Annotated in this window: 12 protein-coding genes; all 12 read left to right on the plus strand. The window is 50.6% G+C overall.

The features are described 5' to 3' along the window. Positions 1–196 precede the first annotated feature (196 nt). The 12 genes from gyrA to rfaE1 all read left to right on the plus strand — a co-directional run bounded on the left by gyrA (position 197) and on the right by rfaE1 (position 14891). Positions 197–2857, plus strand: coding sequence for a DNA gyrase subunit A (gene gyrA, locus ACO0LB_RS01910; RefSeq protein ID WP_423045915.1), 2661 nt, complete (start codon positions 197–199; stop codon positions 2855–2857). A 4-nt stretch (positions 2858–2861) separates the two neighbouring features. After that, on the plus strand, positions 2862–3962 hold the full coding sequence (serC, locus tag ACO0LB_RS01915) for a 3-phosphoserine/phosphohydroxythreonine transaminase (RefSeq protein WP_423045917.1): 1101 nt from the start codon (positions 2862–2864) through the stop codon (positions 3960–3962). Between the two features lie 202 nt (positions 3963–4164). After that, a complete protein-coding gene (gene pheA / locus ACO0LB_RS01920) occupies positions 4165–5238 on the plus strand; it encodes a prephenate dehydratase (protein WP_423045919.1) in 1074 nt (357 codons plus the stop codon). Positions 5239–5245: 7 nt separating this feature from the next. Beyond that, entirely contained in the window at positions 5246–6163 is a 918-nt protein-coding gene (locus ACO0LB_RS01925; RefSeq protein ID WP_423045921.1) for a prephenate dehydrogenase, read from the plus strand. Positions 6164–6429: 266 nt separating this feature from the next. Next, positions 6430–7767: a 3-phosphoshikimate 1-carboxyvinyltransferase gene (gene aroA / locus ACO0LB_RS01930; RefSeq protein WP_423045922.1), complete on the plus strand. Its 1338-nt coding sequence runs from the start codon at positions 6430–6432 to the stop codon at positions 7765–7767. Positions 7768–7840: 73 nt separating this feature from the next. Further along, positions 7841–8509, plus strand: coding sequence for a (d)CMP kinase (gene cmk / locus ACO0LB_RS01935; RefSeq protein WP_423045924.1), 669 nt, complete (start codon positions 7841–7843; stop codon positions 8507–8509). Between the two features lie 188 nt (positions 8510–8697). Then, a complete protein-coding gene (gene rpsA / locus ACO0LB_RS01940) occupies positions 8698–10404 on the plus strand; it encodes a 30S ribosomal protein S1 (RefSeq protein ID WP_423045926.1) in 1707 nt (568 codons plus the stop codon). A 30-nt stretch (positions 10405–10434) separates the two neighbouring features. Then, on the plus strand, positions 10435–10740 hold the full coding sequence (locus tag ACO0LB_RS01945; RefSeq protein ID WP_423045928.1) for an integration host factor subunit beta: 306 nt from the start codon (positions 10435–10437) through the stop codon (positions 10738–10740). A 206-nt stretch (positions 10741–10946) separates the two neighbouring features. Next, entirely contained in the window at positions 10947–11261 is a 315-nt protein-coding gene (locus tag ACO0LB_RS01950) for a LapA family protein (RefSeq protein WP_423045930.1), read from the plus strand. Between the two features lie 24 nt (positions 11262–11285). Further along, on the plus strand, positions 11286–12464 hold the full coding sequence (gene lapB, locus ACO0LB_RS01955; protein WP_423045932.1) for a lipopolysaccharide assembly protein LapB: 1179 nt from the start codon (positions 11286–11288) through the stop codon (positions 12462–12464). Positions 12465–12591: 127 nt separating this feature from the next. Continuing rightward, on the plus strand, positions 12592–13965 hold the full coding sequence (locus ACO0LB_RS01960) for a UDP-glucose dehydrogenase family protein (RefSeq protein ID WP_423045934.1): 1374 nt from the start codon (positions 12592–12594) through the stop codon (positions 13963–13965). Then, a complete protein-coding gene (gene rfaE1, locus ACO0LB_RS01965; protein WP_423045936.1) occupies positions 13962–14891 on the plus strand; it encodes a D-glycero-beta-D-manno-heptose-7-phosphate kinase in 930 nt (309 codons plus the stop codon). The genes ACO0LB_RS01960 and rfaE1 overlap by 4 nt, the downstream gene beginning before the upstream one ends. The last annotated feature ends 72 nt before the right edge of the window (positions 14892–14963 follow it).

Below are 14963 nucleotides of genomic sequence, written 5' to 3' on the forward strand. Positions count from 1 at the left end.
TTTGAATGACAGTTGCCCAAGGTGGTTGATTGCTGTCGTAATGCTGGTTTTATTCTGTTTTACCTTTGTGTTGAAATGGGATTTGTTGTGATTTCAAGGTCAGCGACGCTCTGATGCATGTTAAAATCAAGAGTTAAACGTCAATATTTATCACTGACGTTATCATTTAACCAAGCTCTAATTCGCCGGCCTGCCAATGGATCAATTCGCAAAAGAAACACTCCCGATTTCCCTTGAAGAAGAAATGCGCAAGAGCTACCTCGATTACGCCATGAGCGTGATTGTTGGTCGTGCCTTACCGGATGTACGTGATGGCTTGAAGCCCGTACATCGCCGCGTTTTGTTCGCCATGCATGAAATGAACAATGTCTATAACCGCCCGTTCGTCAAATGCGCGCGCGTGGTTGGTGAGACGATGGGTAAATACCATCCTCATGGCGATGCGTCGATTTACGACACACTCGTACGTATGGCGCAAGATTTCTCTCTGCGTTATACCTTGGTGGATGGACAGGGTAATTTTGGCTCTGTGGATGGCGATAGCGCTGCGGCGATGCGTTATACCGAATGTCGCCTCGATAAAATTGCCAATGAAATTCTGGCGGATATCGAAAAAGAAACTGTCGATTTCGTACCGAACTACGATGGCAAGGAAAAAGAACCGTCGGTGTTGCCGACCCGCATTCCTAATTTGCTGATCAACGGCGCTTCCGGTATCGCGGTCGGTATGGCGACCAATATCCCGCCGCACAATATCACTGAAATCATCAATGGCGCGCTGCACGTATTGCGCAACGCCGATTGCACGATAGACGAGTTGATCGACATCATTCCTGCTCCGGATTTTCCTACCGGCGGTATTATTTACGGCGTCTCCGGCGTGCGCGATGGCTATCGCACCGGTCGTGGTCGTGTGGTCATGCGCGCGAAAACGCATTTCGAAGAATTTGGCAAAGACAATCGTACGGCCCTGATCGTCGACGAATTGCCGTATCAGGTAAATAAAAAATCGCTGCTCGAACGGATCGCCGAACTGGTGCGGGATAAAAAACTCGACGGCATTTCCGACATCCGCGACGAGTCCGATAAATCCGGCATGCGCGTGGTAATCGAACTCAAGCGCGGCGAAGTGCCTGACGTGGTGTTGAACAATCTGTATAAACAGACGCAATTGCAAGACACCTTCGGTATGAACATGGTGGCGTTGGTTAACGGCCAGCCAAAACTGCTGAACCTGAAGGAAATGTTGTCCTGCTTCCTGTCGCATCGTCGCGAAGTGGTTACGCGTCGTACCGTGTTCGAATTGCGTAAAGCGCGCGAACGCGGCCACGTGCTCGAAGGTCTGGCGGTTGCGTTGGCGAATATCGACGATTTTATTGCGATCATCAAAGCCGCGCCGACGCCGCCGATTGCGAAACAAGAGTTGATGACGCGCGCCTGGGATAGCTCAATGGTGCGCGAAATGCTGACGCGCACTGCCGCCGATAACCCGGGCGGCATCGAAGCGTTCCGCCCTGAAAACCTGCCTAAGCATTACGGTATTCAGGCTGATGGCATGTATAAATTGTCCGACGATCAGGCGCAGGAAATTTTGCAAATGCGCTTGCAACGTCTGACCGGTCTGGAGCAGGACAAGATCGTCAACGAATACAAAGACGTGATGGCGGAAATCGCTGATCTGCTCGATATTCTGGCTAAACCAGAGCGTGTTACCGTCATCATCACCGATGAGTTGACACTGGCACGTAATGAATATGGTGAAGGCAACAAAGACGTTCGTCGTTCCGAGATCACGCACAACGCGACCGATCTGGAAACTGAAGACCTGATCACGCCGCAAGACATGGTTGTCACTTTGTCGCATACCGGTTATATGAAGTCGCAGCCTTTGTCCGAATACCGTGCGCAAAAACGTGGCGGTCGTGGCAAGCAGGCAACGGCGACCAAAGAAGATGATTGGATCGAACAACTGTTCGTTGCGAATACGCACGATTACATTCTGTGTTTCAGTAATCGCGGTCGTCTGTATTGGTTGAAAGTGTGGGAAGTGCCACAAGGTTCCCGTACCTCGCGCGGCAAACCGATTGTGAATATGTTCCCATTGCAGGACGGCGAGAAAATCACCGTGATTCTGCCTTTGTCTGGTGATAACCGTAGTTTCCCGGAAGACCACTATGTGTTCATGGCGACCAGCCTCGGTACGGTCAAGAAAACACCGCTGACTGATTTCAGCAATCCACGTAAGGCGGGCATTATTGCTGTCGATCTGGATGACGGCGATTTCCTGATCGGTGCGGCACTCACCGACGGTCAGCACGATGTAATGTTGTTCTCTGATGCCGGTAAAGCAGTGCGTTTCGATGAAAACGATGTCCGTCCTATGGGACGTACAGCCCGCGGCGTGCGTGGTATGAATCTGGATGATGGACAGCAGGTTATTGCATTGCTGGTGGCTGAAAACGAACAACAATCGGTACTGACCGCCACCGAAAATGGCTTTGGGAAACGTACGCCGATCACGGAATATACCCGTCATGGTCGCGGCACCAAAGGCATGATCGCGATTCAGACCTCCGAGCGTAATGGCAAGGTAGTTGCCGCGACACTGGTGGAAACCAGCGATGAAATCATGCTGATTACCACCGGTGGTGTGTTGATCCGTACCCGTGTTTCCGAGATTCGTGAAATGGGTCGCGCAACACAAGGCGTGACGCTGATTGCCGTGGAAGATGGCACCAAGTTGTCTGGCTTGCAGCGTATCGTTGAAACCGATGCCGACCCTGACAATGCTGAAACTGGTGATGCGAGTAGCGCGGAAGAGGATTCGGGCGTACCGGGAACCAATGCAACGGAGTAGAGTAATGACGACGATTTATAATTTTTCTGCAGGTCCGGCGGTATTGCCAAAAGAGGTGTTACAACAGGCCGCAACTGAAATGCTGGACTGGCACGACAGCGGCATGTCGGTGATGGAAATGAGTCACCGCGGCGCAGAATTCATGTCCATCATGGAAGCGGCTCAAAGTGATTTGCGTGAACTTCTGGCGATTCCGGCAAACTATCAAATCCTGTTTTTGCAGGGTGGTGGCTTAGGTGAAAACGCGATTGTGCCGATGAACCTGATGGGTAAGCGCCCGGAAGCGGTGATTGATTTCATTCACACCGGCTCGTGGAGCGGCAAGTCGATCAAGGAAGCACAGAAATACGGCAAGGTGCATGTAGCTGCGTCTGCTGCTGCCAGCGGATTTACGACGATCCCGCCGCGTGATAGCTGGAAGCTCACGCCGGATGCGGCATATGTGCATATCTGCACCAATGAAACCATTGATGGTGTCGAATTTCAATTTGTGCCCGAGATTGCCGCAGACACAAACGGTGCGCCGCTGGTGGTGGATATGTCGTCACACATCCTGTCGCGTCAGATTGATGTGTCGAAATACGACGTCATTTTCGGTGGTGCGCAAAAGAATATCGGCCCCGCAGGATTGACGATCGTGATCGTGCGCGAGGATTTGCTGGGTCACAGCTTGCCGGTTTGTCCGTCTGCTTTTGACTGGAAAATCATCGCCGACAATGGTTCTATGTACAACACGCCACCGACGTATGCGATCTATATCGCCGGTCTGGTGTTTCAATGGCTGAAGCGTCAGGGCGGTGTTGCCGCGATGGAGCAGAAAAATATCGCCAAATCAGCGCTGCTTTACGATTATCTCGACTCCACGGATTTCTATGAAAACCGGGTAGAGAAAAATAGCCGTTCACGGATGAATGTGCCGTTTTTCCTGAAAGACGAAAGTCTGAACGCGGCCTTTCTGGCACAAGCCAAAGCCAACGGTTTGTTGCAGTTAAAAGGGCACAAATCGGTCGGCGGCATGCGTGCTTCGATTTATAACGCCATGCCCATTGAAGGTGTACAGGCGCTAGTCAGTTTTATGCAGGAATTTGCGCACCAGCATTCCTGATTTTTGCTCGCTTCTCCGTCAGCCCTTTCTGAGCATGGCACAACACCATCACCTGGAAACCGTGGCGCTGACGGGTCGGATCACAAGCCCGACAGAGAGCATGCAGCAGTTGATGGTTTGGGCGTTGCGGTCGTTTGACATCTGTTTGTCTGCGCTTGCAGCGTCGGATCCGATCCAATTAAACACGGTTTTTAGGTAAGGTATGAGCGACAATAAATTACTTCCCTTGCGCATCAAGATTGATACGATTGATGCGCAGATTCTCGATTTACTGAACCAGCGCGCGCGCGTGGCTGAAGAAGTCGGCCACGTCAAAGCAGAGACCAATGCACCCGTGTTTCGCCCTGAGCGCGAGGCGCAGGTATTGCGCGGGGTTGCAGAGCGCAATCCCGGTCCTTTGCTGAACGAAGATATTCAGCTGATTTTCCGCGAAATCATGTCTGCCTGCCGCGCATTGGAGCGACGCGTAGTCGTGGCTTTTCTCGGTCCGGTCGGCACCTTCAGTGAACAAGCGGTGTACAAGCAGTTTGGCCATGCGATTCAGGCTTTGCCTTGCGTTTCAATTGACGAAGTGTTCCGTGCGACAGAGGCGGGGACGGCGGATTTTGGCGTTGTGCCTATCGAGAATTCTTCCGAAGGCGCGATTAATCGCACACTCGATTTATTGCTGCAAACCAGCCTGGCGATCAGTGGCGAGCTGGCGATTCCGGTACAGCACAGCCTGATGAGCAAATCCGGCAACATGGAAGGCGTGAGCCGCATTTGTGCGCATTCGCAAGCACTGGCGCAGTGTCAGGCCTGGCTGAATCAGCATTTTCCACATATTGAGCGACAAGCTGTTGCATCCAATGCCGAAGCTGCGCGTATGGCCAGCGGTGACTACACGGTTGCCGCGATCGCCAGTGAAATCGCCGGCACACAATATAACCTCGGTATTGTCAGCGCCCACATTCAGGATGATCCACACAACCGTACGCGCTTTGCGGTGATTGGTCGCTTGCACACCACGCCGAGCGGCAAAGACCAGACTTCCATCGTGCTGGCGACGCCGAACAAAGCGGGCGCTGTGTACGACTTACTGGCACCTTTGTCCAGGCATGGTGTCTCAATGACCCGTTTTGAGTCGCGTCCGGCGCGCACCGGTAACTGGGAATATTATTTCTATGTCGATGTCGAAGGACACGTCATGGATGAAAAAGTAGCTGCCGCGATGTCTGAACTCGATGCGAAAGCGGCTTTCTTTAAAGTCCTGGGCTCTTATCCTTGCACTCTGTGAGATCGTGATGTCGAACGTGTCGAATGTTTTTAAGCGTGTTGCGATTTTTGGCGTAGGTCTGATTGGTGGTTCGTTTGCGCTGGCATTGAAAAAGGCTGGGGCGGTAGAGCATATCGTTGGTGTCGGGCGCAGTCAGGCCTCGCTGGAACGTGCTTTGCAACTCGGTATCATTGACAGTATCGCGGTCTCTGCAGAAGCTGCAGTCAAGGATGCGGATCTGGTATTGATTGCCGCGCCAGTCGCGCAGACGCAGGCGATACTAAGCGCCATACAGCCTTATTTGCAACCTGCAACGATCGTTACTGATGCCGGTAGTACCAAGTCGGATGTGGTGCTCGCTGCCCGTGCTGCACTTGATATCAAGCTTGCTCAGTTCGTGCCTGCGCATCCGATTGCAGGACGTGAGCTGAATGGGCCGGACGCAGCGCTGGCCGATTTGTACGCAGGGAAAAAAACGGTCATTACCCGTTTGCCAGAAAACAGCGATGCCGATGTGGCGCGCGTCGCTTGGGCGTGGCAGCAATGTGGTGCCATCATTCATTATCTGGAACCGGAGCGGCACGACGCGGTGTTTGCGGCCGTCAGCCATTTGCCGCATTTGCTGGCGTATGCGCTGGTCGATGATATTACCCGCAAACCGCATGCCGACTTGCTGTTTCAGTATGCCGCCAGTGGTTTTCGTGACTTTACGCGGATTGCCGGGTCGTCACCCGAAATGTGGCGCGATATCACGCTGGCGAACCGGCAGGCGATGCTGCAGGAACTCGACTCCTACACCGCGCGTTTACAGGTATTGCGCGTATGTCTGCTGACTGCTGATGGTGCAGGTATTGAAGGTATTTATGCCAATGCACAGAAAGCCCGCCATAACTGGATCAGTGCGATTGAAGCGGCTGAAAAACAGCAGCGCGAAGGCGGTGACTGAATATCATGCTGCGCCGTTGCGTCTCATCGGGTCTCGTCTTTTCTGGTGTCTGCGGTTGGATGAGTGCGGTACCAGACTTTACTGCTGATTCAGCAACGCTCTCGCTCTCGTGATTTGACTTCCATCAGACGCAATATTCAACTTAGCATCAACCCTAATATCATATGTAATATCAGACGCAATTTCAGATGTGCGACCAGAAGAAACACCAGAAGTAACACCAGAAGTAACACCAGACTCCGCGTTCAATTCAAGATCAGATGACCATGACAAAACACAGCAAACATTACCCTCATTACCTCGATCTGCAACCGGTCATGCAAGTGCAGGGAACGGTGCGTCTGCCCGGTTCTAAAAGTATTTCAAATCGCATTTTGTTGCTGGCGGCTTTGTCTGAGGGCATCACCGACGTCAAGGAGTTACTGGCTTCTGACGATACATTGGTGATGCTCAATGCCCTGCAAAAACTCGGTGTGCATTGGGAGCAGGAAGGGGATACGCAGAATTATCGTGTGCATGGGGTGAAAGGTCATTTTCCGCAACAGCATGCCGATCTGTTTATGGGTAACGCGGGCACTGCTATTCGCCCGTTGGTTGCTGCGCTGGCCGTGCTGGGCGGCGATTACACGGTACATGGCGTGCCGCGCATGCATGAGCGTCCGATCGGTGATCTGGTGGATGCCCTGAACGCTGCGGGTGCGCAGATCGACTACACGGGTAATCCCGGGTATCCACCGCTGCATATTCACCGTGGTCACCTACATGCGCAGGAATTGCAGGTCAAGGGCAATGTCTCCAGCCAGTTCCTGACCGCTTTATTGATGGCGGCACCATTGATGGCTGTCACGCATGATGTTCGCATTCAGGTGATTGGCGAGCTGATTTCCAAGCCATATATTGAAATCACACTGAATCTGATGGCGCGCTTTGGTGTCACGGTGGAGCGCGATGGTTGGCAGGCATTCACCATTAAAGCTGGTCAGCATTATGTGTCGCCGGGCGTGATTCATGTGGAGGGAGATGCCTCGTCGGCATCGTATTTCCTGGCGGCCGGCGCGATTGCTGGCGGGCCGGTGCGGGTGGAGGGCGTCGGGCGCGACAGCATTCAGGGCGATGTCCGCTTTGCCGAGGCGCTGGAAAAAATGGGGGCGATCATTACCCGTGGCGATAACTGGATCGAAGCCCGTTCCGACGGTGTGTTACAGGCCATCGACATGGATTTCAACCATATTCCAGATGCGGCAATGACGATTGCCGTCGCAGCTTTGTACGCCAACGGTCCGACCACGCTGCGTAATATTGCCAGCTGGCGCGTGAAGGAAACCGACCGTTTGTCGGCGATGGCAACCGAGTTGCGCAAAGTGGGTGCTACAGTGGAGGAGGGGGCGGATTATATGATCGTCACACCACCGGAGCAGATTTTGCCTGCAAGCATTGCCACCTATGATGATCATCGTATGGCAATGTGCTTTTCGCTCGCGAGTCTGGATGGCAAAGCACGACGTGGGGCCGTAATGCGGATCAATGATCCTCAGTGCGTGGCGAAAACTTTCCCGGATTATTTTGACGTATTTGCCCAAATTGATCATCGTGACTTGTTTTAATACTCCTCCCAGTATATTTTGCAGCCCTTTATTTATATAGGCGAGAGCCGCAATTTTGAGGATACTCCCTGAAATGAACCAAAATCCTATAGTCATTACGATTGATGGCCCCACAGCGTCCGGCAAGGGGACGGTTGCGCATCGGGTGGCAAAGCATCTGGGTTTTCAGTACCTGGATTCCGGAGCACTGTACCGCCTGACTGCCTTGCTGGCGATTTGGCGAGAAGCCGATCTGGAAGACGAGTCTGCCGTTGCTGCACTCGCAAGAAGCTTGCCGTGCCGTTTTCAACACGGCCATGTGTTGCTGGATGGGCAAGATGTGACCGATGCCGTGCGGGCGGAGGCCATTGGTGTTGCCGCGTCGCGTATTGCAGTGTTGCCCGCTGTGCGTCAGTCACTGACTGACCTGCAAATTTCATTCCGCCAGAGTCCTGGGTTGGTTGCTGACGGGCGTGATATGGGTACCGTGATCTTTCCCGACGCCAATTTAAAAATATTTCTGACAGCCAGTGCAGAGGCAAGGGCGGGGCGGCGATATAAGCAATTGATTGAAAAGGGAATTCCTGCTACTATGGAAGACTTGGTAAAAGATTTGATGGAACGTGATGCAAGAGATAGTGCTCGTGCAACCGCTCCACTCAAACCTGCGCCAGACGCACAAATTCTGGATACTTCTGACATGACCGCAGATCAAGCGGTGCAGCAAGTACTGGAATGGTATGCAAATGGACAAAAAGCCTGATAAGTATTTATTTGTAAATGACTGGTTCATTTGCGTTTAGTTATCAAAATAATTGGTTTTGATTTGCTTTTTGTGCATGTAAGTCCCTTGAGTAAAGCAAGTTTATTCAGGGGTTGTTCAACCTAACCCGGTAAACAGCGCCTTTGTACTGTTCCGGCTAACTCGTAAATATTATGTCTACTGTATTCATGTCCCAAGATTTCGCAACCGGTGCAGACAGCTTCGCAGCTTTGTTCGAAGAGTCCCTGTCACGTCAGGATATGCGTTCCGGTGAAGTGATTTCTGCTGAAGTCGTTCGTATCGACCACAACTTCGTGATCGTGAACGCAGGCTTGAAGTCTGAAGCCTTCATCCCTGTTGAAGAATTCAAAAACGACCAGGGCGACCTGGAAGTTAATATCGGCGATTTCGTTTCCGTAGCGATTGATTCGCTGGAAAACGGTTTCGGCGACACTATCCTGTCCCGCGACAAAGCGAAACGTCTGGCTTCCTGGCTGGCGTTGGAAAAAGCACTGGAATCCGGCGAAATCGTTACTGGTACAGTAAATGGCAAAGTCAAAGGTGGTTTGACTGTTCTGACGAACGGCATCCGCGCTTTCTTGCCAGGTTCTTTGGTTGATACACGCCCAGTTAAGGATACTACTCCTTACGAAGGCAAAACCATGGAATTCAAAGTCATCAAGCTCGACCGCAAGCGTAACAACGTTGTGCTGTCCCGCCGCGCTGTTGTTGAAGCGTCCATGGGCGAAGAGCGTCAAAAACTGATGGAAACCCTGAAAGAAGGCACAGTGGTTACTGGTATTGTTAAAAATATCACTGACTACGGCGCGTTCGTTGATCTGGGTGGCATCGATGGTTTGTTGCACATCACCGATTTGGCATGGCGTCGTGTACGTCACCCTTCCGAGGTGTTGACAGTTGGTCAGGAAATCACTGCAAAAGTATTGAAATTCGACCAAGAGAAAAACCGTGTTTCCCTGGGCGTAAAACAACTGGGCGACGACCCATGGACAGGTTTGTCCCGTCGTTACCCAGCGAACACACGTCTGTTCGGTAAAGTAACGAACCTGACCGACTACGGCGCGTTCGTTGAAGTCGAGCAAGGTATCGAAGGTCTGGTTCACGTTTCCGAAATGGACTGGACTAACAAAAACGTTGCTCCAAACAAAGTTGTTCAATTGGGCGACGAAGTTGAAGTCATGGTTCTGGAAATCGACGAAGAACGTCGTCGTATCAGCCTGGGCATGAAACAGTGCAAAGCCAATCCTTGGGATGATTTCGCGATCAACCACAAGAAAGGTGACAAAGTTCGCGGCGCGATCAAGTCCATCACTGATTTCGGCGTATTTATCGGTTTGTCTGGCAACATCGACGGTCTGGTACATTTGTCTGATCTGTCCTGGAACGAAACAGGCGAAGAAGCTGTTCGTCGCTTCAAGAAAGGTGACGAACTGGAAGCCATCGTTCTGGCAATCGACGTTGAGCGTGAGCGCGTTTCCCTGGGCGTTAAGCAACTGGAAGGTGACCCATTCAATAACTACTGCGCAATGAACGATAAAGGTGCAATCGTTACTGGTACAGTGAAATCTGTTGAGCCAAAAGGCGCAGTGATCCAACTGGCTGACGACGTTGAAGGCTACCTGCGTGCATCCGAAATCTCCCGCGACCGCGTGGAAGATGCTGGTACACACCTGAAAGTTGGCGACACAGTTGAAGCGTTGGTATTGAATATCGACCGCAAAGCACGTGGTATCCAGTTGTCTGTTAAAGCAAAAGACTCCGCTGAAACTCAAGAAGCAATGCAAAAATTGTCTACAACAGTAGATGCGAATGCAGCTTCCGGTACAACTAGCCTGGGTGCGTTGTTGAAAGCTAAATTCGACAACAAAAACTAAGCTCAATCTCAGTCATAAGGTTTTATTAGTATGACGAAGTCGGAGCTGATAGCTCGTCTGGCAGAGCGGTATCCACAATTAGTTGCAAAAGATGTGGATATCGCGGTCAAAACCATACTGGATGCTATGTCTGATTCCCTGGCAACAGGGCAAAGGATAGAAATCCGGGGTTTTGGCAGTTTTGCCCTAAACAGTCGTCCACCACGGATAGGTCGTAATCCGAAGTCAGGTGATAAGGTGATGGTTCCCGAAAAACGGGTACCACATTTTAAACCTGGTAAAGAGCTACGCGAACGTGTCGATGCCATGGTAGGGCAACCGATACGCGATGATTAGACGAGTCATCGGTTTCCGTGAGTAGGTAAAAAATAAAGACGGCATATCGGTTTTTCCGGTGTGCCGTTTTTTTTCAGTACAATAGTCGTTTAAATGTCGTTTTCTATGCTGGGCATAGCGATTGATGTCATGATAAATGCGTAAAACTTTTACAGGCTGCGCTGAATTGGCTGATCGAAATAACCGCTATCGATAAGGATGCATACATGAAATATATTTCCAGATTACTGGCAGCCGTTTTATTTATCCTTTTTTTCGGCTTTGCGTTAAAAAATGATCAGATAGTGACACTGCAATATTTTTTTGGTTACCAGCAATCCGCTCCTTTGGTCATTATGTTGTTGATTTTTTTTGTTGCAGGCGCAGCACTCGGCGTTCTGGCGATGGTTCCTATTGTTTTCCGTCATCATAGGGATTTGTCTAAACACAAGAAAACACTAGCTGAGATAGAAAAAGAACGTGAAGCTGCGCAGCGCGCAAGTACTCAGGCACCACAACCTGATAGCATTCGTAATACCTGAACATCCTAATCGAACATAATAAAAATGGAATTTGAAATCTGGTGGTTGTTGGGCATTCCCTTGTTTTTTACATTGGGCTGGATTGCTGCACGGGTTGATATCCGGCAATTATTGTCAGAGTCAAGAAGCTTGCCTCGCGGGTATTTCAAAGGCTTGAATTTTCTCCTGAATGATCAGCCAGACAAAGCAATTGATGCTTTTATTGATATCGTCCGGCTTGACCCAGAAGCTGTCGATTTGCATTTTGCTTTGGGTAATTTGTTCCGCCGTCGTGGTGAAACAGAAAGAGCGATACGCGTGCATCAGAACTTGTTGGCGCGTCCTGATTTGCCTCAGGAGCAAAAAACGCAGGCGATGTTTGAATTGGGGCAGGATTATCTGAAAGCCGGACTTTTGGATCGAGCCGAAGAGACCTTTAATCAGCTTGCCGCTACGGGGCAATACGAGGCTCAGGCACGTCGTGCCTTGCTGGAAATTTATCAACGTGAAAAAGAGTGGGCGCGCGCAATTGATGCCGCCAATGCGTTGCAAGCCTGCGGTGCCGGTGGACGGCAAAAAGAAATTGCCCAGTTTTACTGTGAAATTGCACAGGATGAGCTGGTGCATACTCATCCTGATGCCGCGTTGGTGATGCTTGATAAAGCGCTGTCAGCGGATCGTAATAATGTACGGGCGACGATACTGACTGGTGATGTACATCAGGCGAACGGCGATACCGAAAAAGCGGTGCTGACCTGGAGACGTGTTGAGCAGCAAAGCGTGCCGCATGTTGCCTTAGTTGCGCAGCGCCTGATGGATGGTTATAGAAAGTTGGAGCGGCCAAACGAAGGGCTGAATCTTCTGAAAAACTATCTGGCAGAAGCCCCTTCCATTGATTTGCTGGAAGTCGTGTTCAAGGCAACGCTGGAACTTGATACTGTCCAGGCCGCAAATCAATTGGTCAGCAATGAATTGCGCCGCACTCCTACCTTGCTGGGTTTGGATAAATTACTCGATGCACGGTTGATGGAGGCGCCGCCTGAATTGCGCCCCGAACTGTCAATGGTGAAAAGCCTCGTACATGGTTATGCACAAAAACTGGCGCGCTACCAATGTTCCCATTGTGGATTCAAGGCGCGCCAATTTTACTGGCATTGCCCTGGTTGCAGTCGCTGGGAAACCTATCCTCCAAGACGTACAGAAGAGTTAAATGTGATGAACTGATGCGCTGATTCCGTGTCTCTGGCAGCGTAATAGCGTTGACCTCCGATACACAGATATAAATCATCAAGAGATAGCTCATCAACAGCATTAATGAGTGGAACTCTATTTTTGAGATTGTGATCACAATATGAAAATTACTATTATCGGCACGGGCTATGTAGGTCTGGTTACAGGCGCTTGTCTCGCGGAACTGGGTAACGACGTGTTTTGCCTTGACGTCGATCAACGTAAAATCGATATCCTGAATGGCGGTGGTATTCCTATTCACGAACCTGGCCTGGAAGAAATTGTTGCCCGTAATCGCGCGGCGGGGCGTATTCATTTTTCTACAGACGTCGAGGCCAGCGTTGCCCACGGCGATGTGCAATTTATTGCCGTTGGTACGCCACCTGATGAAGATGGCTCCGCCGATTTGCAATATGTGCTGGCAGCCGCTCGCAACATCGGTAAGTATATGACTGGCTTTAAAGTCATTGTGGATAAATCCACAGTTCCAGTCGGTACCGCAGATCGCGTGTCTGCCGCAGTAAAAGACGAATTACAAGCGCGCAGATTGCCGGTCGAATTTTCTGTTGTGTCTAATCCTGAGTTTTTGAAGGAAGGTGCGGCAGTAGAAGATTTCATGCGTCCGGATCGTATCGTCATCGGTTGTGATCACTCAACCCAGGGTGACAAAGCTCGTAGCATGATGAAAAAGCTGTATGCGCCTTTCAATCGTAATCATGAGCGCACTTATTGGATGGATGTCCGTTCTGCCGAATTCACCAAATATGCGGCCAACGCCATGCTGGCAACACGAATTTCTTTCATGAATGAACTGGCGAATCTGGCTGACCATGTTGGAGCAGATATTGAAGCCGTGCGCCATGGCATCGGTTCTGATCCACGTATCGGACATAGCTTTTTATATGCCGGATGTGGTTACGGAGGTTCCTGTTTTCCGAAGGATGTACAGGCACTGGAAAGAACTGCACAGGATTATGGTTTGAATTTGTTGATTTTGCAGGCAGTAGAAGCCGTTAATGCCCGTCAGAAGCAAGTTTTGGGTAATAAAATCATGCAACGCTTTGGTACTGATCTCAGAGGCAGGCATTTCGCTGTCTGGGGGCTTGCGTTCAAACCAAATACCGATGATATGCGTGCCGCATCTTCCAGAGTCTTGCTGGGAGAGTTGTTACGAAATGGCGCGACCGTCGCCGTTTATGATCCTGTATCTATGGATGAGGCAAAACGTGTTTTAGAACTTGATTTCTATGATGCGCCAGAATTGTTAGCATCAATCCGTTATGCGACGAAGCCGATGGATGCGCTGGATCAGGCCGATGCATTGGCGATTGTGACGGAATGGAAGGCTTTCCGCAGTCCGGATTTTGATCAGGTTAAATCGCGACTGAAGCAGGCAATTATTTTTGATGGGCGGAATTTGTTTGAGCCTTCAGTCATGACTGAATTGGGTATTGAATATCATGGCATTGGCCGCTCGGTGTTGACAAAAAAATGAGTCTGTCAGTGAATAATTCCGAGAGTAAGCGAATATTGGTCGCTGGCGATGTGATGCTGGATCGATATTGGTTTGGCGAAGTCAATCGTATTTCACCAGAAGCACCGGTTCCGATTGTCAGAGTGCAGAAACGGGAGGAGCGCCTCGGCGGTGCCGCCAACGTAGCGCGTAATGCCGTAGCGTTGGGAATGCAGGCAGGTCTGATGGGGGTGATCGGACAGGATGAGGCTGGAAATAGTGTTGAAGCATTATTGCGTGAATCTGGCATTTATAGCTACCTGAGCCGTGACCCACAAATTTCTACCATCATTAAGCTAAGGGTGATCGGGCGCCAGCAGCAACTGTTACGTATAGATTTTGAAGAGCGTCCTACGGAAAATGTTCTGCGTGATAAGTTGAACCGTTTTAATGCGTTATTGAGTGGCTACGACGTGGTTGTGTTGTCGGATTATGCGAAGGGTAGCCTCAATAACGTATCCGACATGATTGCTGCGGCGAATGCGGCCAATAAACTGGTTTTGGTTGATCCGAAAGGGCATGACTTTGTACGCTATGCGGGCGCAACTTTATTGACCCCCAATAAATCAGAGTTAAAACAGATTATTGGGGATTGGTCTGGCGAGTCGGATTTGACTGAAAAGGCACAGTCACTGCGCCGTGAATTGCGTTTGCAGGGTCTGTTACTCACGCGCTCTGAGGAGGGAATGACGCTGTATACGGAGGATCAGGTGACGCATGTCCCTGCCGTTGCACGTGAAGTGTTTGACGTGTCCGGTGCTGGAGATACCGTTATTGCCACGATGGCTGCCATGATGGCAAACGGTATGTCCATGCAAGAGGCGGTACTTATTGCTAATCGTGCTGGGGGTATTGTTGTTGGCAAGCTGGGAACGGCAACGGTGACCAAAGAGGAATTATTTACGTAGCAGATATGCGCAGTTGCCGGGTAACGAATATCGGGCTGAAATTGTCGATATTTATATTGAAACTTGTCAACT

It is taken from the genome of Undibacterium sp. SXout7W (assembly GCF_049339385.1).
In the GTDB taxonomy this organism is placed as follows: Bacteria; Pseudomonadota; Gammaproteobacteria; order Burkholderiales; family Burkholderiaceae_D; genus Undibacterium.

What these genes read in the sequence shown, in the direction of transcription:
- cmk (WP_423045924.1), top strand. Translation starts at nt 7,841, where the DNA reads ATGAACCAAAATCCTATAGTCATTACGATTGATGGCCCCACAGCGTCC.
- lapB (WP_423045932.1), top strand. Translation starts at nt 11,286, where the DNA reads ATGGAATTTGAAATCTGGTGGTTGTTGGGCATTCCCTTGTTTTTTACA.
- pheA (WP_423045919.1), top strand. Translation starts at nt 4,165, where the DNA reads ATGAGCGACAATAAATTACTTCCCTTGCGCATCAAGATTGATACGATT.
- rfaE1 (WP_423045936.1), top strand. Translation starts at nt 13,962, where the DNA reads ATGAGTCTGTCAGTGAATAATTCCGAGAGTAAGCGAATATTGGTCGCT.
- ACO0LB_RS01950 (WP_423045930.1), top strand. Translation starts at nt 10,947, where the DNA reads ATGAAATATATTTCCAGATTACTGGCAGCCGTTTTATTTATCCTTTTT.
- serC (WP_423045917.1), top strand. Translation starts at nt 2,862, where the DNA reads ATGACGACGATTTATAATTTTTCTGCAGGTCCGGCGGTATTGCCAAAA.
- aroA (WP_423045922.1), top strand. Translation starts at nt 6,430, where the DNA reads ATGACAAAACACAGCAAACATTACCCTCATTACCTCGATCTGCAACCG.
- ACO0LB_RS01960 (WP_423045934.1), top strand. Translation starts at nt 12,592, where the DNA reads ATGAAAATTACTATTATCGGCACGGGCTATGTAGGTCTGGTTACAGGC.
- gyrA (WP_423045915.1), top strand. Translation starts at nt 197, where the DNA reads ATGGATCAATTCGCAAAAGAAACACTCCCGATTTCCCTTGAAGAAGAA.
- ACO0LB_RS01925 (WP_423045921.1), top strand. Translation starts at nt 5,246, where the DNA reads ATGTCGAACGTGTCGAATGTTTTTAAGCGTGTTGCGATTTTTGGCGTA.
- rpsA (WP_423045926.1), top strand. Translation starts at nt 8,698, where the DNA reads ATGTCCCAAGATTTCGCAACCGGTGCAGACAGCTTCGCAGCTTTGTTC.
- ACO0LB_RS01945 (WP_423045928.1), top strand. Translation starts at nt 10,435, where the DNA reads ATGACGAAGTCGGAGCTGATAGCTCGTCTGGCAGAGCGGTATCCACAA.